Genomic DNA, 17,793 nt, shown 5'->3' with positions numbered 1-17,793 from the left:
AGTAAGCATCCCCCGGCAAAGCCGGGGGCTTTCAAAGTCGTGAACCGCTCGAAGCGGTTTTTTCAAAAGATTATCTGACCACCACGAGTGGTGGTCATTCTTCGGGCAAAAATGTCAATTGATCCAGACGTTTGTCTTCGTCTTCCTGGTTCCTGATGTAGTTGGCAATTGTTTCCTCGTCAGCACCGACAGTGGATACAAAGTAGCCACGTGCCCAAAAGCTCATACCAGCAAAGTTCTTCTTCTGACCAAGGTACATTCGCGCAATATGGATTGCACTTTTGCCCTTGATGAAACCGATCACCTGTGCAACGGAGTATTTTGGTGGGATCGATATCAATATGTGAATATGATCAGGTTGAAGGTGCCCTTCCACTATCTTGCACTCTTTCTGCCTGGCTAGACTATGAAACAAGTCGGCAAGATATTTCCGGATTCGACCAAACAGCACCTTGCGGCGACATTTTGGAATCCATACAACGTGATACTTGCAATCCCATTTCGTGTGGCATAAACTTTGTGTGTCGTCCATTGAAGCCTCCTTTTCGTGTACTTTGAGCGGTTCACGTTAGGGAGGCTTCTACATATTTCAGGAACTGTCAAACTATTGGGGTCCCCCGGCAGAGCCGGGGGTTTACCCTAAGGAAATTACCCCTCCAACCCTAACCCTCCCTCTGAAGGGAAGGAGGTTTTGACTACAGTTTTGCGGATGAATGAAATAGGCATTCCTTTTCAGCTATTCAAATTTGGGTTCTCATGTGGTTCCTTTAAGCGCAGGTGCATGTCGTAACTTCGGGCCGGGAACCTTGGCCCAGAGGAGCAACGTGGAGCTGAGTACGACTGTGACACAGCCCGCTTCCTGGAATATGACCGCCATAACCGGCGTCAGGTGCCCGAGCATAGCCAAGGTCAGGCCGATAGCGTTATAGATTATGGAAAAGAATATATTGAGCTTGATCCGCCGCAACACCTTCCGGGACATCTGCACAAATTCGACTAGACGCGAGAGGTTGCCGTCCATCAGTGTCACATCCGCCGCCTCAATGGCGATGTCTGAGCCGGTCCCTCCCATCACAATGCCTACATCGGCGAGCGCCAGAGCAGGAGCATCATTGATGCCATCACCGACCATGGCTACGGTCTTGCCTTCGTTTTTCATCTCCTGGATGGCGGACTGCTTATCCTGCGGCATGAGCTCGGCCCGGAATTCGTCCACCCCGATCTGGGCCGCTACGGCCTGTGCAACCCTGGCATTATCGCCGGTCAACATGGTAATGTTGCCCACGCCAAGCGACTTGAGTGAAGCAATCGCGTCTGCTGTCTCCGGCTTTACTTCATCCGCGATTGACAGGAGTCCAACAACTTTGTGGTCACAGGCGACCAGGATCGCCGTCCTTCCTAACTCGGATTGAGCAGTCAGGGCCTGTTCAATTTGAGCGGGAATAGCGATCCCCCGTCCTCGTAGAAAAACATCCCTCCCAACAACAATCTCCCGTCCATCCTGGGTAGTTTCGACTCCTTTGCCAACCTCGATTCTGAACTCATCGGGGTCCGGTATCTCAAGTGCTCGTTCCTTGGCCAAAGCCATCACCGCTTTTGCCAAAGGATGCTCCGAGTACTTTTCAGTTATGGCAGCCAGACGAAGCACCTCGTTTTCCGACACGCATTCGCAGCTGATCACTTCCAGGACTTTCGGACGACCCAAGGTGAGAGTACCGGTTTTGTCAATGACCAGAGAGTTAATCTTACCCGCGATTTCGAAGAAGATACCACCTTTGATGAGCACAGACCGGCGGGCCATATTGGCAATTCCTGCTGCCACTGCCGAAGGTGTCGCGATGGCGAAAGCGCAGGGACATGCAACCAGCAGAATGGCGACGGCTATTTTGACCTCGCCTGAAGTCAGATACCCGATACCTGCAAGTATGAGCACGGTAGGAAGGAACCATACGGTAAAACGGTCGGCGATCCCTTGAATGGGCGCTTTGGACTCCTGCGCTTCTTCGACCAAGTGAACTATTCTGGCAAGAGTGGTGTCTGCGCCGATCTTGGTGGTGCGTATCTCAAGACGACCGCTCTCATTCAGGGTACCGGCAAAGACCTCGTGGCCCTTGAGTTTCTCCACCGGCATGGATTCTCCGGTGATGGGTGCCTGGTTAACGGTCGCCGAGCCCACGGTGATTATGCCGTCCACTGGAATGCGATCACCCGGTCGTACTATCACGATATCTCCGGTCTGCAGTTCGGCTACGGAAACTGAGACTTCCTCATCGCCGCGCCGCACGTTTGCCATCGGCGGGGTGAGGTCAAGCAGGCCACGGATACTCCGGCGTGTCTTGTCGAGCGTGTACGACTCCAAAGCTCCGACCACGGCCATAATCAGAATGATCACCGCCGCAGGTACAAACTCTCCGGCGGCTATGGTAACGAAAATAGCTATTGTCACGAATACGTTGACCGTGATCTTGCGGTGTGCGATGTCACGAAAGCCCGCCAGAAAGCGCTGCCATCCACCGAAAACAGTGGCAATTAGGGCAAGTCCGGCAGCCAGAAACGCAGGGTCGACCTGCCAACGCCCCAATAGCCAAGCGGCCAGGGTCAGCACTCCCACTATTACCGGAACAAGCGTAAAGATCAGGATTTCCTGCACGTTTCGCGAATCATCTTGTCGAACCATCAGCTTGCTCCTTGTCGTTTACGGTTTTTCCGGCGCATCTTTCTGTTGCTTCTCTTTATCCTGATTCTCGACATGGCAACCACACCCTGGACCGCAACCGCTGCTCGACTTATTCATTGACTCCTTGAGTATTGTCCAGAGTCCTTTTTTGCCTGGATTCACTTCATTGGGTTTCTTTTCCATGATTTGACCTCCTTGTTGTTTAGGACTTTTTGTTAAGCGTTACCGTTTCACCTTGGAACGCATACGTCCTCTTCATTATCGAACCCGTCCTTATAATCCGCCGACGCGCTGCTTGGCCTCCTCGACAAGGCAGAAACCGAGGCTGAGGAGACTGAGCGCACACGGGTCAGCTACACGGTAATATATGTTGTTTCCTTGTCGGGTGGACATGATGATGCCTCGGTCAGCAAGGCGTTGCAACTGATTGGAAACAGCTTGTGGCTTCATCCCCACGGCAGCCGCCAGCTCCGTCACACACAACTCTCCCGCGCGAGCCAAGGCGTGAAGCAAACGAAGCCGTGTCTCGTTGGCGAGAACTTTGAACAAAGCTACGAGTTCTCCACTCTCCGTGGAAGTAATCAGACTCCGTTCCTCCAGGGTGGGCTTGAGGGTACAAGCAGGTAGTTCCGTTTTCTCTTTTTGATTCATTGTGCCTCCTTGGGCAAAACACTATTACATGGTATTGTGTATTACCGAGCTTGTCAAGCTCTCTTCCCCGGACTGATATCACAATTCTTTCACAATTTGCTCACACTCATTTCACTCTTACCTGTTACTGTTCAACTGTATCAAACATCTTGTAAGGAGGTAATTGGCCATGAAAACAAACATAGCAACAGTAATCGGGGTAGGGCTTTTGGCATTTGCAGGCACAGCTTTTGCCGGGCCGTGGGGGTACGGAGGTGGCATGGTCGCTCAAGGGACGCCGGTCAGTGTCGAGGCTGTCAAGAAGTTTCAGGACGAGACCACGACTCTGCGTAACGAAATGATGCTCAAGAAAGTTGAGTTGCGCAACGAGTATCTCAAGCAGCCGGTTGACGCAGGCAGGGTTGCGACACTCACCAAAGAAATGACCGATCTACAGGCTAAAATTACCACCATCGCAACCAGTAACGGCCTGCCGGGTCCGGGCGGGGGAGGATGCGGTATGGGCTGTGGAATGGGAATGGGCAGAGGGATGGGAAGGATGCAGGCGGCCTATCAAAACAGGTAAGGACGTACACACCAACAACAGACAACAATGGTACTCTGTCATGAAAAAGCCACACATAACATCTATTACGCTCTATGCAACCCTGGCCGTACTGATGACCACACCCGCTTTTGCTAAAGAACCCAATTCTCTAATACCGTTTGGTGGTTATCAAAAGAACGGAAAGTGCGGTTGTTACGGTGCCAAGGCTACCATCAAAACGGCTGCTGAGGCCCGCAAGGTTATCGAAGGATTTCTCATCGGTCACGATCTGCATATCGGATTTATGGATGAGCGGCCCGGGTTTTTCAGGGTGGAACTAGTGGATGGAAACGGAACGGTGCGCGATGTGGTAATTGTTCACAAGAACAACGGCAGAGTCAGATCCACTTATTAAGTGAGTGCGTATCCACTGCCACAACCCAAAAAGGAGAAAGACCATGAAAACCATCACAACAACACTAATTGCAATCCTTGTAGCAGCACTTTTTGCCACCACAGCCATGGCCAAACAGTGGCGCTGGAGCAGCAACCAGCAGAATACCGCCGGTTGGCAATTGATGACCTCGGCGGAACGTACTGAACACCAGACCAAAATGCGCAGTTTCACTGAGTATGGCGCTTGCAAGGAGTACGTTGAGGAACATCACAAAAAGATGGAAGACCGGGCCAAAGAAAAAGGTGTTGCCGTGCCGGTCATGCGTCAGAATCCCTGCGACATGATGAAAGCTAAAGGTGTTCTCAAATAGGTTTTGGCCTTTCGAGAATAATGGGGGCCTATAGTCCGAGGTCCCCATTTAGCAAGAGGTAAGCATGGAACTAAACACGAAAAGAGGAACTAAACCACTGTGAGCCAATACTTTACTGAAAACATCTTGGAAGCACCCATGAATGAGCCGGTCTGCTGGTGCAGTAATGTCAGCAAGGGATCAATTTTGGAAGCAATTCAAAACGGTGCCCGAAACATGGATGATATCCGCCGAATGACTGGAGCCTGCACAGAGGGGCGTTGCAAGGAGCTATCCCCGTGGCCGCTGCTGCTCAAAAGAAATTAAAATACTGCTTGAAGCAGAGATCAAATCAACACAGGAGAATGAATCATGAAGATCGAAGTGCTCGGCACTGGCTGTTCTAAATGCAAGACCCTTTATGAAAATGTGAAGAAAGCAGTGGAAGAGAGTGGCAAGACGGCAGATGTCGTCAAGGTTGAAGAGATATCTAAAATCATGTCTTACGGTGTCATGAGCACACCGGCGCTGGTGGTTGATGGACAGGTAAAGTTTTCCGGCAAGGTCGCTTCCGTGGCGGAAATCATGGGGGTGCTGTCATGATGAAGACACTTCAACTGCTCATATTGATCATGCTGACAACAGCCACGGCATACGCCGAACTTCCATCTGCAACCGATGCCGCAGTCAAACAAGCCCTGTCATCCGGTAAACCGACGGTCATTGACCTAGGCGCCCGTGCCTGCATTCCCTGCAAGAAAATGGCGCCGATTCTGGAGGGACTTTCCACTGAATACAAAGGGAAAGCCGGAGTGCTGTTCATTGATGTGTGGGAAAACGAGGCTGCTGCTAAAAAATTCAGAATTCAGATGATCCCGACCCAGATCTTCTTCAATGCCCAGGGCAAAGAGGTGAAGCGTCATACCGGATTTATGGAAAAGTCGGACATTCTAAAGGAATTGAAGACAGCAGGGCTCAGATGACCTTTCTCGATAATATCGAACAGATTATTACGCTCTATCCGCTGGTGGCTTTCGGGGCGGTGTTCCTGGCCGGGGTGCTTTCATCCGCCTCCCCCTGCGTGCTGGCAACCATCCCGCTGGTGGTCGGATTTGTAGGCGGCTACAGCGATGGCGACAAGTGGAAGGCCTTTCGTTATTCCCTGGTTTTTGTTCTTGGGTTGTCGCTGACCTTCACCGCCTTTGGTGCGGCAGCCGGTCTTTTGGGGACCATGTTCGGCACTCTGGGAGGGCCTTGGTATTTGATCGCAGGAACCATTGCATTGGTCATGGGTGGCCAGTTGATGGGGTTGTATGAGATTCGACTGCCGATTAAACGGGACTTCAAACCAAAGCAAGGCGGAATTGTCGGTGCGTTTCTGCTGGGGCTATTCTTCGGGATTGTTTCCTCACCCTGCGCCACTCCGGTACTGGTAGTACTGCTGACGCTGGTCGCCGGAAAAGGTCAGGTGTTTTATGGTATCGCACTCCTGTTCAGCTATGCCATAGGCCATTGCCTGCTGATGCTCTTTGCTGGCACGTTCACCGGCTTTGTCGAAGGATTTGTCAAAGCACGGGGAGTCGTAAACTTCTCCCTTTGGGCAAAACGAGTAAGTGGGTCTATAGTAGCTTTGGTTGGAGGTTGGTTCGTTTGGCAGTATTTTTGAGATCCTGCGCGAAGTCTGTCTGCGTCCGTGCATCGGACGCTTATTTTTTGCCAGCTATATGATTGCATGTTCATAACATAAAACTTGATACTTCATGAAACCATCTCATTCACAACTTAATGATGAGGATCAGAAAGTTGCGTATAAGATACTGGTGGGAGTCATAAAATCATTGCAGGAAAGATAGCCGTGGTGAAATGGCTGCACTTTCATGATGTTTTGGTCCTGGCTATACGACATTTTAACTCCGTATAGCCAGATGACATTGGCAAGTAAACACTAATCATAATTACGGTTATCACCCTGCCCAAATCCATGTTTATGCGACATCTCAGCCGCATATTCATTTTCAATGCTATCGTCACTACCAATCTGATACTTTTTAAGAAGTTTGGAAGGGACTGACCGCAATAAATCTATTTCTGGAGCTTCAGTCACAACAAAACAATCAAATAATGGAACCAATGCAAAGTCAGAGCTTTTTAGGTGCTTATCAATAGCCTTAATATCATTATCGGTTAGATTTTCAACACCAGCAAGGCTTGCCAGTTCAGACGGCTCCAAACAAAACATACAAAAACTGGTGCTGTTAAAAGATTTGCTATAGATGAGCTGGAGTAATTTTGCTATCAAATCAGGTGATCGTGTATTTTTGGAATTTTTCATATGCGACTCCTTTATATTGTAAGCATCCCCCGGCAAAGCCGGGGGCTTTCAAAGTCGTGAACCGCTCGAAGCGGTTTTTTCAAAAGATTATCTGACCACCACGAGTGGTGGTCATTCTTCGGGCAAAAATGTCAATTGATCCAGACGTTTGTCTTCGTCTTCCTGGTTCCTGATGTAGTTGGCAATTGTTTCCTCGTCAGCACCGACAGTGGATACAAAGTAGCCACGTGCCCAAAAGCTCATACCAGCAAAGTTCTTCTTCTGACCAAGGTACATTCGCGCAATATGGATTGCACTTTTGCCCTTGATGAAACCGATCACCTGTGCAACGGAGTATTTTGGTGGGATCGATATCAATATGTGAATATGATCAGGTTGAAGGTGCCCTTCCACTATCTTGCACTCTTTCTGCCTGGCTAGACTATGAAACAAGTCGGCAAGATATTTCCGGATTCGACCAAACAGCACCTTGCGGCGACATTTTGGAATCCATACAACGTGATACTTGCAATCCCATTTCGTGTGGCATAAACTTTGTGTGTCGTCCATTGAAGCCTCCTTTTCGTGTACTTTGAGCGGTTCACGTTAGGGAGGCTTCTACATATTTCAGGAACTGTCAAACTATTGGGGTCCCCCGGCAGAGCCGGGGGTTTACCCTAAGGAAATTACCCCTCCAACCCTAACCCTCCCTCTGAAGGGAAGGAGGTTTTGACTACAGTTTTGCGGATGAATGAAATAGGCATTCCTTTTCAGCTATTCAAATTTGGGTTCTCATGTGGTTCCTTTAAGCGCAGGTGCATGTCGTAACTTCGGGCCGGGAACCTTGGCCCAGAGGAGCAACGTGGAGCTGAGTACGACTGTGACACAGCCCGCTTCCTGGAATATGACCGCCATAACCGGCGTCAGGTGCCCGAGCATAGCCAAGGTCAGGCCGATAGCGTTATAGATTATGGAAAAGAATATATTGAGCTTGATCCGCCGCAACACCTTCCGGGACATCTGCACAAATTCGACTAGACGCGAGAGGTTGCCGTCCATCAGTGTCACATCCGCCGCCTCAATGGCGATGTCTGAGCCGGTCCCTCCCATCACAATGCCTACATCGGCGAGCGCCAGAGCAGGAGCATCATTGATGCCATCACCGACCATGGCTACGGTCTTGCCTTCGTTTTTCATCTCCTGGATGGCGGACTGCTTATCCTGCGGCATGAGCTCGGCCCGGAATTCGTCCACCCCGATCTGGGCCGCTACGGCCTGTGCAACCCTGGCATTATCGCCGGTCAACATGGTAATGTTGCCCACGCCAAGCGACTTGAGTGAAGCAATCGCGTCTGCTGTCTCCGGCTTTACTTCATCCGCGATTGACAGGAGTCCAACAACTTTGTGGTCACAGGCGACCAGGATCGCCGTCCTTCCTAACTCGGATTGAGCAGTCAGGGCCTGTTCAATTTGAGCGGGAATAGCGATCCCCGTCCTCGTAGAAAAACATCCCTCCCAACAACAATCTCCCGTCCATCCTGGGTAGTTTCGACTCCTTTGCCAACCTCGATTCTGAACTCATCGGGGTCCGGTATCTCAAGTGCTCGTTCCTTGGCCAAAGCCATCACCGCTTTTGCCAAAGGATGCTCCGAGTACTTTTCAGTTATGGCAGCCAGACGAAGCACCTCGTTTTCCGACACGCATTCGCAGCTGATCACTTCCAGGACTTTCGGACGACCCAAGGTGAGAGTACCGGTTTTGTCAATGACCAGAGAGTTAATCTTACCCGCGATTTCGAAGAAGATACCACCTTTGATGAGCACAGACCGGCGGGCCATATTGGCAATTCCTGCTGCCACTGCCGAAGGTGTCGCGATGGCGAAAGCGCAGGGACATGCAACCAGCAGAATGGCGACGGCTATTTTGACCTCGCCTGAAGTCAGATACCCGATACCTGCAAGTATGAGCACGGTAGGAAGGAACCATACGGTAAAACGGTCGGCGATCCCTTGAATGGGCGCTTTGGACTCCTGCGCTTCTTCGACCAAGTGAACTATTCTGGCAAGAGTGGTGTCTGCGCCGATCTTGGTGGTGCGTATCTCAAGACGACCGCTCTCATTCAGGGTACCGGCAAAGACCTCGTGGCCCTTGAGTTTCTCCACCGGCATGGATTCTCCGGTGATGGGTGCCTGGTTAACGGTCGCCGAGCCCACGGTGATTATGCCGTCCACTGGAATGCGATCACCCGGTCGTACTATCACGATATCTCCGGTCTGCAGTTCGGCTACGGAAACTGAGACTTCCTCATCGCCGCGCCGCACGTTTGCCATCGGCGGGGTGAGGTCAAGCAGGCCACGGATACTCCGGCGTGTCTTGTCGAGCGTGTACGACTCCAAAGCTCCGACCACGGCCATAATCAGAATGATCACCGCCGCAGGTACAAACTCTCCGGCGGCTATGGTAACGAAAATAGCTATTGTCACGAATACGTTGACCGTGATCTTGCGGTGTGCGATGTCACGAAAGCCCGCCAGAAAGCGCTGCCATCCACCGAAAACAGTGGCAATTAGGGCAAGTCCGGCAGCCAGAAACGCAGGGTCGACCTGCCAACGCCCCAATAGCCAAGCGGCCAGGGTCAGCACTCCCACTATTACCGGAACAAGCGTAAAGATCAGGATTTCCTGCACGTTTCGCGAATCATCTTGTCGAACCATCAGCTTGCTCCTTGTCGTTTACGGTTTTTCCGGCGCATCTTTCTGTTGCTTCTCTTTATCCTGATTCTCGACATGGCAACCACACCCTGGACCGCAACCGCTGCTCGACTTATTCATTGACTCCTTGAGTATTGTCCAGAGTCCTTTTTTGCCTGGATTCACTTCATTGGGTTTCTTTTCCATGATTTGACCTCCTTGTTGTTTAGGACTTTTTGTTAAGCGTTACCGTTTCACCTTGGAACGCATACGTCCTCTTCATTATCGAACCCGTCCTTATAATCCGCCGACGCGCTGCTTGGCCTCCTCGACAAGGCAGAAACCGAGGCTGAGGAGACTGAGCGCACACGGGTCAGCTACACGGTAATATATGTTGTTTCCTTGTCGGGTGGACATGATGATGCCTCGGTCAGCAAGGCGTTGCAACTGATTGGAAACAGCTTGTGGCTTCATCCCCACGGCAGCCGCCAGCTCCGTCACACACAACTCTCCCGCGCGAGCCAAGGCGTGAAGCAAACGAAGCCGTGTCTCGTTGGCGAGAACTTTGAACAAAGCTACGAGTTCTCCACTCTCCGTGGAAGTAATCAGACTCCGTTCCTCCAGGGTGGGCTTGAGGGTACAAGCAGGTAGTTCCGTTTTCTCTTTTTGATTCATTGTGCCTCCTTGGGCAAAACACTATTACATGGTATTGTGTATTACCGAGCTTGTCAAGCTCTCTTCCCCGGACTGATATCACAATTCTTTCACAATTTGCTCACACTCATTTCACTCTTACCTGTTACTGTTCAACTGTATCAAACATCTTGTAAGGAGGTAATTGGCCATGAAAACAAACATAGCAACAGTAATCGGGGTAGGGCTTTTGGCATTTGCAGGCACAGCTTTTGCCGGGCCGTGGGGGTACGGAGGTGGCATGGTCGCTCAAGGGACGCCGGTCAGTGTCGAGGCTGTCAAGAAGTTTCAGGACGAGACCACGACTCTGCGTAACGAAATGATGCTCAAGAAAGTTGAGTTGCGCAACGAGTATCTCAAGCAGCCGGTTGACGCAGGCAGGGTTGCGACACTCACCAAAGAAATGACCGATCTACAGGCTAAAATTACCACCATCGCAACCAGTAACGGCCTGCCGGGTCCGGGCGGGGGAGGATGCGGTATGGGCTGTGGAATGGGAATGGGCAGAGGGATGGGAAGGATGCAGGCGGCCTATCAAAACAGGTAAGGACGTACACACCAACAACAGACAACAATGGTACTCTGTCATGAAAAAGCCACACATAACATCTATTACGCTCTATGCAACCCTGGCCGTACTGATGACCACACCCGCTTTTGCTAAAGAACCCAATTCTCTAATACCGTTTGGTGGTTATCAAAAGAACGGAAAGTGCGGTTGTTACGGTGCCAAGGCTACCATCAAAACGGCTGCTGAGGCCCGCAAGGTTATCGAAGGATTTCTCATCGGTCACGATCTGCATATCGGATTTATGGATGAGCGGCCCGGGTTTTTCAGGGTGGAACTAGTGGATGGAAACGGAACGGTGCGCGATGTGGTAATTGTTCACAAGAACAACGGCAGAGTCAGATCCACTTATTAAGTGAGTGCGTATCCACTGCCACAACCCAAAAAGGAGAAAGACCATGAAAACCATCACAACAACACTAATTGCAATCCTTGTAGCAGCACTTTTTGCCACCACAGCCATGGCCAAACAGTGGCGCTGGAGCAGCAACCAGCAGAATACCGCCGGTTGGCAATTGATGACCTCGGCGGAACGTACTGAACACCAGACCAAAATGCGCAGTTTCACTGAGTATGGCGCTTGCAAGGAGTACGTTGAGGAACATCACAAAAAGATGGAAGACCGGGCCAAAGAAAAAGGTGTTGCCGTGCCGGTCATGCGTCAGAATCCCTGCGACATGATGAAAGCTAAAGGTGTTCTCAAATAGGTTTTGGCCTTTCGAGAATAATGGGGGCCTATAGTCCGAGGTCCCCATTTAGCAAGAGGTAAGCATGGAACTAAACACGAAAAGAGGAACTAAACCACTGTGAGCCAATACTTTACTGAAAACATCTTGGAAGCACCCATGAATGAGCCGGTCTGCTGGTGCAGTAATGTCAGCAAGGGATCAATTTTGGAAGCAATTCAAAACGGTGCCCGAAACATGGATGATATCCGCCGAATGACTGGAGCCTGCACAGAGGGGCGTTGCAAGGAGCTATCCCCGTGGCCGCTGCTGCTCAAAAGAAATTAAAATACTGCTTGAAGCAGAGATCAAATCAACACAGGAGAATGAATCATGAAGATCGAAGTGCTCGGCACTGGCTGTTCTAAATGCAAGACCCTTTATGAAAATGTGAAGAAAGCAGTGGAAGAGAGTGGCAAGACGGCAGATGTCGTCAAGGTTGAAGAGATATCTAAAATCATGTCTTACGGTGTCATGAGCACACCGGCGCTGGTGGTTGATGGACAGGTAAAGTTTTCCGGCAAGGTCGCTTCCGTGGCGGAAATCATGGGGGTGCTGTCATGATGAAGACACTTCAACTGCTCATATTGATCATGCTGACAACAGCCACGGCATACGCCGAACTTCCATCTGCAACCGATGCCGCAGTCAAACAAGCCCTGTCATCCGGTAAACCGACGGTCATTGACCTAGGCGCCCGTGCCTGCATTCCCTGCAAGAAAATGGCGCCGATTCTGGAGGGACTTTCCACTGAATACAAAGGGAAAGCCGGAGTGCTGTTCATTGATGTGTGGGAAAACGAGGCTGCTGCTAAAAAATTCAGAATTCAGATGATCCCGACCCAGATCTTCTTCAATGCCCAGGGCAAAGAGGTGAAGCGTCATACCGGATTTATGGAAAAGTCGGACATTCTAAAGGAATTGAAGACAGCAGGGCTCAGATGACCTTTCTCGATAATATCGAACAGATTATTACGCTCTATCCGCTGGTGGCTTTCGGGGCGGTGTTCCTGGCCGGGGTGCTTTCATCCGCCTCCCCCTGCGTGCTGGCAACCATCCCGCTGGTGGTCGGATTTGTAGGCGGCTACAGCGATGGCGACAAGTGGAAGGCCTTTCGTTATTCCCTGGTTTTTGTTCTTGGGTTGTCGCTGACCTTCACCGCCTTTGGTGCGGCAGCCGGTCTTTTGGGGACCATGTTCGGCACTCTGGGAGGGCCTTGGTATTTGATCGCAGGAACCATTGCATTGGTCATGGGTGGCCAGTTGATGGGGTTGTATGAGATTCGACTGCCGATTAAACGGGACTTCAAACCAAAGCAAGGCGGAATTGTCGGTGCGTTTCTGCTGGGGCTATTCTTCGGGATTGTTTCCTCACCCTGCGCCACTCCGGTACTGGTAGTACTGCTGACGCTGGTCGCCGGAAAAGGTCAGGTGTTTTATGGTATCGCACTCCTGTTCAGCTATGCCATAGGCCATTGCCTGCTGATGCTCTTTGCTGGCACGTTCACCGGCTTTGTCGAAGGATTTGTCAAAGCACGGGGAGTCGTAAACTTCTCCCTTTGGGCAAAACGAGTAAGTGGGTCTATAGTAGCTTTGGTTGGAGGTTGGTTCGTTTGGCAGTATTTTTGAGATCCTGCGCGAAGTCTGTCTGCGTCCGTGCATCGGACGCTTATTTTTTGCCAGCTATATGATTGCATGTTCATAACATAAAACTTGATACTTCATGAAACCATCTCATTCACAACTTAATGATGAGGATCAGAAAGTTGCGTATAAGATACTGGTGGGAGTCATAAAATCATTGCAGGAAAGATAGCCGTGGTGAAATGGCTGCACTTTCATGATGTTTTGGTCCTGGCTATACGACATTTTAACTCCGTATAGCCAGATGACATTGGCAAGTAAACACTAATCATAATTACGGTTATCACCCTGCCCAAATCCATGTTTATGCGACATCTCAGCCGCATATTCATTTTCAATGCTATCGTCACTACCAATCTGATACTTTTTAAGAAGTTTGGAAGGGACTGACCGCAATAAATCTATTTCTGGAGCTTCAGTCACAACAAAACAATCAAATAATGGAACCAATGCAAAGTCAGAGCTTTTTAGGTGCTTATCAATAGCCTTAATATCATTATCGGTTAGATTTTCAACACCAGCAAGGCTTGCCAGTTCAGACGGCTCCAAACAAAACATACAAAAACTGGTGCTGTTAAAAGATTTGCTATAGATGAGCTGGAGTAATTTTGCTATCAAATCAGGTGATCGTGTATTTTTGGAATTTTTCATATGCGACTCCTTTATATTGTAAGCATCCCCCGGCAAAGCCGGGGGCTTTCAAAGTCGTGAACCGCTCGAAGCGGTTTTTTCAAAAGATTATCTGACCACCACGAGTGGTGGTCATTCTTCGGGCAAAAATGTCAATTGATCCAGACGTTTGTCTTCGTCTTCCTGGTTCCTGATGTAGTTGGCAATTGTTTCCTCGTCAGCACCGACAGTGGATACAAAGTAGCCACGTGCCCAAAAGCTCATACCAGCAAAGTTCTTCTTCTGACCAAGGTACATTCGCGCAATATGGATTGCACTTTTGCCCTTGATGAAACCGATCACCTGTGCAACGGAGTATTTTGGTGGGATCGATATCAATATGTGAATATGATCAGGTTGAAGGTGCCCTTCCACTATCTTGCACTCTTTCTGCCTGGCTAGACTATGAAACAAGTCGGCAAGATATTTCCGGATTCGACCAAACAGCACCTTGCGGCGACATTTTGGAATCCATACAACGTGATACTTGCAATCCCATTTCGTGTGGCATAAACTTTGTGTGTCGTCCATTGAAGCCTCCTTTTCGTGTACTTTGAGCGGTTCACGTTAGGGAGGCTTCTACATATTTCAGGAACTGTCAAACTATTGGGGTCCCCCGGCAGAGCCGGGGTTTACCCTAAGGAAATTACCCTCCAACCCTAACCCTCCCTCTGAAGGGAAGGAGGTTTTGACTACAGTTTTGCGGATGAATGAAATAGGCATTCCTTTTCAGCTATTCAAATTTGGGTTCTCATGTGGTTCCTTTAAGCGCAGGTGCATGTCGTAACTTCGGGCCGGGAACCTTGGCCCAGAGGAGCAACGTGGAGCTGAGTACGACTGTGACACAGCCCGCTTCCTGGAATATGACCGCCATAACCGGCGTCAGGTGCCCGAGCATAGCCAAGGTCAGGCCGATAGCGTTATAGATTATGGAAAAGAATATATTGAGCTTGATCCGCCGCAACACCTTCCGGGACATCTGCACAAATTCGACTAGACGCGAGAGGTTGCCGTCCATCAGTGTCACATCCGCCGCCTCAATGGCGATGTCTGAGCCGGTCCCTCCCATCACAATGCCTACATCGGCGAGCGCCAGAGCAGGAGCATCATTGATGCCATCACCGACCATGGCTACGGTCTTGCCTTCGTTTTTCATCTCCTGGATGGCGGACTGCTTATCCTGCGGCATGAGCTCGGCCCGGAATTCGTCCACCCCGATCTGGGCCGCTACGGCCTGTGCAACCCTGGCATTATCGCCGGTCAACATGGTAATGTTGCCCACGCCAAGCGACTTGAGTGAAGCAATCGCGTCTGCTGTCTCCGGCTTTACTTCATCCGCGATTGACAGGAGTCCAACAACTTTGTGGTCACAGGCGACCAGGATCGCCGTCCTTCCTAACTCGGATTGAGCAGTCAGGGCCTGTTCAATTTGAGCGGGAATAGCGATCCCCGTCCTCGTAGAAAAACATCCCTCCCAACAACAATCTCCCGTCCATCCTGGGTAGTTTCGACTCCTTTGCCAACCTCGATTCTGAACTCATCGGGGTCCGGTATCTCAAGTGCTCGTTCCTTGGCCAAAGCCATCACCGCTTTTGCCAAAGGATGCTCCGAGTACTTTTCAGTTATGGCAGCCAGACGAAGCACCTCGTTTTCCGACACGCATTCGCAGCTGATCACTTCCAGGACTTTCGGACGACCCAAGGTGAGAGTACCGGTTTTGTCAATGACCAGAGAGTTAATCTTACCCGCGATTTCGAAGAAGATACCACCTTTGATGAGCACAGACCGGCGGGCCATATTGGCAATTCCTGCTGCCACTGCCGAAGGTGTCGCGATGGCGAAAGCGCAGGGACATGCAACCAGCAGAATGGCGACGGCTATTTTGACCTCGCCTGAAGTCAGATACCCGATACCTGCAAGTATGAGCACGGTAGGAAGGAACCATACGGTAAAACGGTCGGCGATCCCTTGAATGGGCGCTTTGGACTCCTGCGCTTCTTCGACCAAGTGAACTATTCTGGCAAGAGTGGTGTCTGCGCCGATCTTGGTGGTGCGTATCTCAAGACGACCGCTCTCATTCAGGGTACCGGCAAAGACCTCGTGGCCCTTGAGTTTCTCCACCGGCATGGATTCTCCGGTGATGGGTGCCTGGTTAACGGTCGCCGAGCCCACGGTGATTATGCCGTCCACTGGAATGCGATCACCCGGTCGTACTATCACGATATCTCCGGTCTGCAGTTCGGCTACGGAAACTGAGACTTCCTCATCGCCGCGCCGCACGTTTGCCATCGGCGGGGTGAGGTCAAGCAGGCCACGGATACTCCGGCGTGTCTTGTCGAGCGTGTACGACTCCAAAGCTCCGACCACGGCCATAATCAGAATGATCACCGCCGCAGGTACAAACTCTCCGGCGGCTATGGTAACGAAAATAGCTATTGTCACGAATACGTTGACCGTGATCTTGCGGTGTGCGATGTCACGAAAGCCCGCCAGAAAGCGCTGCCATCCACCGAAAACAGTGGCAATTAGGGCAAGTCCGGCAGCCAGAAACGCAGGGTCGACCTGCCAACGCCCCAATAGCCAAGCGGCCAGGGTCAGCACTCCCACTATTACCGGAACAAGCGTAAAGATCAGGATTTCCTGCACGTTTCGCGAATCATCTTGTCGAACCATCAGCTTGCTCCTTGTCGTTTACGGTTTTTCCGGCGCATCTTTCTGTTGCTTCTCTTTATCCTGATTCTCGACATGGCAACCACACCCTGGACCGCAACCGCTGCTCGACTTATTCATTGACTCCTTGAGTATTGTCCAGAGTCCTTTTTTGCCTGGATTCACTTCATTGGGTTTCTTTTCCATGATTTGACCTCCTTGTTGTTTAGGACTTTTTGTTAAGCGTTACCGTTTCACCTTGGAACGCATACGTCCTCTTCATTATCGAACCCGTCCTTATAATCCGCCGACGCGCTGCTTGGCCTCCTCGACAAGGCAGAAACCGAGGCTGAGGAGACTGAGCGCACACGGGTCAGCTACACGGTAATATATGTTGTTTCCTTGTCGGGTGGACATGATGATGCCTCGGTCAGCAAGGCGTTGCAACTGATTGGAAACAGCTTGTGGCTTCATCCCCACGGCAGCCGCCAGCTCCGTCACACACAACTCTCCCGCGCGAGCCAAGGCGTGAAGCAAACGAAGCCGTGTCTCGTTGGCGAGAACTTTGAACAAAGCTACGAGTTCTCCACTCTCCGTGGAAGTAATCAGACTCCGTTCCTCCAGGGTGGGCTTGAGGGTACAAGCAGGTAGTTCCGTTTTCTCTTTTTGATTCATTGTGCCTCCTTGGGCAAAACACTATTACATGGTATTGTGTATTACCGAGCTTGTCAAGCTCTCTTCCCCGGACTGATATCACAATTCTTTCACAATTTGCTCACACTCATTTCACTCTTACCTGTTACTGTTCAACTGTATCAAACATCTTGTAAGGAGGTAATTGGCCATGAAAACAAACATAGCAACAGTAATCGGGGTAGGGCTTTTGGCATTTGCAGGCACAGCTTTTGCCGGGCCGTGGGGGTACGGAGGTGGCATGGTCGCTCAAGGGACGCCGGTCAGTGTCGAGGCTGTCAAGAAGTTTCAGGACGAGACCACGACTCTGCGTAACGAAATGATGCTCAAGAAAGTTGAGTTGCGCAACGAGTATCTCAAGCAGCCGGTTGACGCAGGCAGGGTTGCGACACTCACCAAAGAAATGACCGATCTACAGGCTAAAATTACCACCATCGCAACCAGTAACGGCCTGCCGGGTCCGGGCGGGGGAGGATGCGGTATGGGCTGTGGAATGGGAATGGGCAGAGGGATGGGAAGGATGCAGGCGGCCTATCAAAACAGGTAAGGACGT

29 protein-coding genes and 2 pseudogenes are annotated in these 17,793 nt (G+C 50.8%); 15 read left to right on the top strand and 16 right to left on the bottom strand.

Annotation, left to right across the window (positions count from 1 at the left end):
• Positions 1 to 94: 94 nt before the first annotated feature.
• The 4 genes from tnpA (GSVR_RS01315) to GSVR_RS01300 all read right to left on the bottom strand — a co-directional run bounded on the left by tnpA (GSVR_RS01315) (position 95) and on the right by GSVR_RS01300 (position 3,328).
• The gene (gene tnpA, locus GSVR_RS01315; protein WP_173196373.1) at positions 95 to 532 is read right to left on the bottom strand and encodes an IS200/IS605 family transposase; all 438 of its coding nucleotides are present in this window, start codon (positions 530 to 532) and stop codon (positions 95 to 97) included.
• A gap of 222 nt (positions 533 to 754) precedes the next feature.
• On the bottom strand, positions 755 to 2,677 hold the full coding sequence (locus GSVR_RS01310) for a cation-translocating P-type ATPase (protein WP_173202476.1): 1,923 nt from the start codon (positions 2,675 to 2,677) through the stop codon (positions 755 to 757).
• Between the two features lie 18 nt (positions 2,678 to 2,695).
• Positions 2,696 to 2,860 (bottom strand): hypothetical protein, encoded by a 165-nt coding sequence (locus GSVR_RS01305; RefSeq protein WP_173202475.1) that lies wholly within the window; start codon positions 2,858 to 2,860, stop codon positions 2,696 to 2,698.
• Positions 2,861 to 2,950: 90 nt separating this feature from the next.
• Complete coding sequence (locus GSVR_RS01300; RefSeq protein ID WP_173202474.1) at positions 2,951 to 3,328, bottom strand: metalloregulator ArsR/SmtB family transcription factor; 378 nt, start codon at positions 3,326 to 3,328, stop codon at positions 2,951 to 2,953.
• A gap of 169 nt (positions 3,329 to 3,497) precedes the next feature.
• On the opposite strand from GSVR_RS01300, the gene GSVR_RS01295 reads away from it, so the two are divergent.
• The 7 genes and pseudogenes from GSVR_RS01295 (at position 3,498) to GSVR_RS01265 (ending at position 6,266) form a co-directional block, all read left to right on the top strand.
• Positions 3,498 to 3,893 (top strand): hypothetical protein, encoded by a 396-nt coding sequence (locus tag GSVR_RS01295; RefSeq protein WP_173202473.1) that lies wholly within the window; start codon positions 3,498 to 3,500, stop codon positions 3,891 to 3,893.
• Between the two features lie 40 nt (positions 3,894 to 3,933).
• The gene (locus GSVR_RS01290; RefSeq protein WP_173202472.1) at positions 3,934 to 4,269 is read left to right on the top strand and encodes a hypothetical protein; all 336 of its coding nucleotides are present in this window, start codon (positions 3,934 to 3,936) and stop codon (positions 4,267 to 4,269) included.
• 43 nt (positions 4,270 to 4,312) lie between these two features.
• Positions 4,313 to 4,621: a hypothetical protein gene (locus tag GSVR_RS01285; protein WP_173202471.1), complete on the top strand. Its 309-nt coding sequence runs from the start codon at positions 4,313 to 4,315 to the stop codon at positions 4,619 to 4,621.
• Between the two features lie 138 nt (positions 4,622 to 4,759).
• Positions 4,760 to 4,900 (top strand): annotated as a pseudogene (locus GSVR_RS22295) ((2Fe-2S)-binding protein); the annotation flags it as partial.
• A 72-nt stretch (positions 4,901 to 4,972) separates the two neighbouring features.
• Entirely contained in the window at positions 4,973 to 5,203 is a 231-nt protein-coding gene (locus tag GSVR_RS01275; RefSeq protein WP_173202469.1) for a thioredoxin family protein, read from the top strand.
• A complete protein-coding gene (locus GSVR_RS01270; protein WP_173202477.1) occupies positions 5,203 to 5,583 on the top strand; it encodes a co-chaperone YbbN in 381 nt (126 codons plus the stop codon). The genes GSVR_RS01275 and GSVR_RS01270 overlap by 1 nt, the downstream gene beginning before the upstream one ends.
• Complete coding sequence (locus GSVR_RS01265) at positions 5,580 to 6,266, top strand: cytochrome c biogenesis CcdA family protein (RefSeq protein WP_173202468.1); 687 nt, start codon at positions 5,580 to 5,582, stop codon at positions 6,264 to 6,266. Before GSVR_RS01270 ends, GSVR_RS01265 begins: the two co-directional genes overlap by 4 nt.
• A 279-nt stretch (positions 6,267 to 6,545) precedes the next feature.
• Here GSVR_RS01265 and GSVR_RS01260 read toward each other — a convergent pair whose 3' ends face one another.
• The 6 genes from GSVR_RS01260 to GSVR_RS01235 form a co-directional block, all read right to left on the bottom strand.
• Positions 6,546 to 6,932 carry a hypothetical protein gene (locus tag GSVR_RS01260; RefSeq protein WP_173202467.1) on the bottom strand — a complete coding sequence of 129 codons (387 nt, stop codon included), beginning with the start codon at positions 6,930 to 6,932 and terminating at the stop codon, positions 6,546 to 6,548.
• A 111-nt stretch (positions 6,933 to 7,043) separates the two neighbouring features.
• Positions 7,044 to 7,481 (bottom strand): IS200/IS605 family transposase, encoded by a 438-nt coding sequence (tnpA, locus tag GSVR_RS01255; RefSeq protein WP_173196373.1) that lies wholly within the window; start codon positions 7,479 to 7,481, stop codon positions 7,044 to 7,046.
• A 222-nt stretch (positions 7,482 to 7,703) separates the two neighbouring features.
• Entirely contained in the window at positions 7,704 to 8,333 is a 630-nt protein-coding gene (locus GSVR_RS22170) for an HAD-IC family P-type ATPase (protein ID WP_370552070.1), read from the bottom strand.
• A 32-nt stretch (positions 8,334 to 8,365) separates the two neighbouring features.
• Positions 8,366 to 9,625: a cation-translocating P-type ATPase gene (locus GSVR_RS01245; RefSeq protein ID WP_203978757.1), complete on the bottom strand. Its 1,260-nt coding sequence runs from the start codon at positions 9,623 to 9,625 to the stop codon at positions 8,366 to 8,368.
• Positions 9,626 to 9,643: 18 nt separating this feature from the next.
• Positions 9,644 to 9,808 carry a hypothetical protein gene (locus GSVR_RS01240; protein ID WP_173202475.1) on the bottom strand — a complete coding sequence of 55 codons (165 nt, stop codon included), beginning with the start codon at positions 9,806 to 9,808 and terminating at the stop codon, positions 9,644 to 9,646.
• Positions 9,809 to 9,898: 90 nt separating this feature from the next.
• On the bottom strand, positions 9,899 to 10,276 hold the full coding sequence (locus GSVR_RS01235) for a metalloregulator ArsR/SmtB family transcription factor (protein ID WP_173202474.1): 378 nt from the start codon (positions 10,274 to 10,276) through the stop codon (positions 9,899 to 9,901).
• Between the two features lie 169 nt (positions 10,277 to 10,445).
• Between GSVR_RS01235 and GSVR_RS01230 the strand changes: the two genes are divergently transcribed.
• From GSVR_RS01230 to GSVR_RS01200, 7 genes and pseudogenes are all read left to right on the top strand, one after another.
• Positions 10,446 to 10,841, top strand: a complete 396-nt coding sequence (locus GSVR_RS01230) for a hypothetical protein (protein WP_173202473.1) — start codon at positions 10,446 to 10,448, stop codon at positions 10,839 to 10,841.
• 40 nt (positions 10,842 to 10,881) lie between these two features.
• Positions 10,882 to 11,217, top strand: a complete 336-nt coding sequence (locus GSVR_RS01225) for a hypothetical protein (protein ID WP_173202472.1) — start codon at positions 10,882 to 10,884, stop codon at positions 11,215 to 11,217.
• A 43-nt stretch (positions 11,218 to 11,260) separates the two neighbouring features.
• The gene (locus GSVR_RS01220) at positions 11,261 to 11,569 is read left to right on the top strand and encodes a hypothetical protein (protein WP_173202471.1); all 309 of its coding nucleotides are present in this window, start codon (positions 11,261 to 11,263) and stop codon (positions 11,567 to 11,569) included.
• A gap of 138 nt (positions 11,570 to 11,707) precedes the next feature.
• Positions 11,708 to 11,848: pseudogene (locus tag GSVR_RS22290) on the top strand ((2Fe-2S)-binding protein); the annotation flags it as partial.
• Positions 11,849 to 11,920: 72 nt separating this feature from the next.
• Positions 11,921 to 12,151, top strand: coding sequence for a thioredoxin family protein (locus GSVR_RS01210; protein ID WP_173202469.1), 231 nt, complete (start codon positions 11,921 to 11,923; stop codon positions 12,149 to 12,151).
• Positions 12,151 to 12,531, top strand: a complete 381-nt coding sequence (locus tag GSVR_RS01205) for a co-chaperone YbbN (RefSeq protein WP_173202477.1) — start codon at positions 12,151 to 12,153, stop codon at positions 12,529 to 12,531. The genes GSVR_RS01210 and GSVR_RS01205 overlap by 1 nt, the downstream gene beginning before the upstream one ends.
• On the top strand, positions 12,528 to 13,214 hold the full coding sequence (locus tag GSVR_RS01200) for a cytochrome c biogenesis CcdA family protein (protein WP_173202468.1): 687 nt from the start codon (positions 12,528 to 12,530) through the stop codon (positions 13,212 to 13,214). The genes GSVR_RS01205 and GSVR_RS01200 overlap by 4 nt, the downstream gene beginning before the upstream one ends.
• 279 nt (positions 13,215 to 13,493) lie before the next feature.
• Here the strand turns inward: GSVR_RS01200 and GSVR_RS01195 are convergent, their stop codons facing one another.
• From GSVR_RS01195 to GSVR_RS01170, 6 genes are all read right to left on the bottom strand, one after another.
• Entirely contained in the window at positions 13,494 to 13,880 is a 387-nt protein-coding gene (locus GSVR_RS01195; RefSeq protein WP_173202467.1) for a hypothetical protein, read from the bottom strand.
• Between the two features lie 111 nt (positions 13,881 to 13,991).
• Entirely contained in the window at positions 13,992 to 14,429 is a 438-nt protein-coding gene (tnpA, locus tag GSVR_RS01190; RefSeq protein ID WP_173196373.1) for an IS200/IS605 family transposase, read from the bottom strand.
• A 220-nt stretch (positions 14,430 to 14,649) separates the two neighbouring features.
• On the bottom strand, positions 14,650 to 15,279 hold the full coding sequence (locus GSVR_RS22165) for an HAD-IC family P-type ATPase (RefSeq protein WP_370552070.1): 630 nt from the start codon (positions 15,277 to 15,279) through the stop codon (positions 14,650 to 14,652).
• A gap of 32 nt (positions 15,280 to 15,311) precedes the next feature.
• Positions 15,312 to 16,571 carry a cation-translocating P-type ATPase gene (locus GSVR_RS01180; RefSeq protein ID WP_203978757.1) on the bottom strand — a complete coding sequence of 420 codons (1,260 nt, stop codon included), beginning with the start codon at positions 16,569 to 16,571 and terminating at the stop codon, positions 15,312 to 15,314.
• Between the two features lie 18 nt (positions 16,572 to 16,589).
• Positions 16,590 to 16,754, bottom strand: coding sequence for a hypothetical protein (locus GSVR_RS01175; RefSeq protein ID WP_173202475.1), 165 nt, complete (start codon positions 16,752 to 16,754; stop codon positions 16,590 to 16,592).
• A 90-nt stretch (positions 16,755 to 16,844) separates the two neighbouring features.
• Positions 16,845 to 17,222, bottom strand: a complete 378-nt coding sequence (locus tag GSVR_RS01170) for a metalloregulator ArsR/SmtB family transcription factor (protein WP_173202474.1) — start codon at positions 17,220 to 17,222, stop codon at positions 16,845 to 16,847.
• Between the two features lie 169 nt (positions 17,223 to 17,391).
• On the opposite strand from GSVR_RS01170, the gene GSVR_RS01165 reads away from it, so the two are divergent.
• Positions 17,392 to 17,787: a hypothetical protein gene (locus GSVR_RS01165; protein ID WP_173202473.1), complete on the top strand. Its 396-nt coding sequence runs from the start codon at positions 17,392 to 17,394 to the stop codon at positions 17,785 to 17,787.
• Positions 17,788 to 17,793 lie beyond the last annotated feature (6 nt).

The organism is Geobacter sp. SVR (assembly GCF_016865365.1).
Classification (GTDB): domain Bacteria; phylum Desulfobacterota; class Desulfuromonadia; order Geobacterales; family Pseudopelobacteraceae; genus Pelotalea.
This window is presented reverse-complemented; position numbering and strand designations above follow the sequence as displayed.